Origin of the sequence: Vibrio sp. RW (assembly GCF_027587105.1) — a bacterium.
Lineage (GTDB): Bacteria > Pseudomonadota > Gammaproteobacteria > Enterobacterales > Vibrionaceae > Vibrio > Vibrio toranzoniae.
Genome location: NZ_JAPPTM010000080.1, coordinates 1 through 660 on the forward strand (window position 1 = coordinate 1; position 660 = coordinate 660).

The 660-nt window shown below is 53.2% G+C and carries 1 rRNA gene; it reads left to right on the forward strand.

Annotated features, from left to right (window positions below):
• A 16S ribosomal RNA gene (locus OCT63_RS21390) occupies positions 1–660 on the forward strand; the annotation flags it as partial.

Below are 660 nucleotides of genomic sequence, written 5' to 3' on the forward strand. Positions count from 1 at the left end.
TATCTCTTGACGTTAGCAACAGAAGAAGCACCGGCTAACTCCGTGCCAGCAGCCGCGGTAATACGGAGGGTGCGAGCGTTAATCGGAATTACTGGGCGTAAAGCGCATGCAGGTGGTTCATTAAGTCAGATGTGAAAGCCCGGGGCTCAACCTCGGAACTGCATTTGAAACTGGTGAACTAGAGTACTGTAGAGGGGGGTAGAATTTCAGGTGTAGCGGTGAAATGCGTAGAGATCTGAAGGAATACCAGTGGCGAAGGCGGCCCCCTGGACAGATACTGACACTCAGATGCGAAAGCGTGGGGAGCAAACAGGATTAGATACCCTGGTAGTCCACGCCGTAAACGATGTCTACTTGGAGGTTGTGGCCTTGAGCCGTGGCTTTCGGAGCTAACGCGTTAAGTAGACCGCCTGGGGAGTACGGTCGCAAGATTAAAACTCAAATGAATTGACGGGGGCCCGCACAAGCGGTGGAGCATGTGGTTTAATTCGATGCAACGCGAAGAACCTTACCTACTCTTGACATCCAGAGAATCCAGCGGAGACGCAGGAGTGCCTTCGGGAGCTCTGAGACAGGTGCTGCATGGCTGTCGTCAGCTCGTGTTGTGAAATGTTGGGTTAAGTCCCGCAACGAGCGCAACCCTTATCCTTGTTTGCCAGC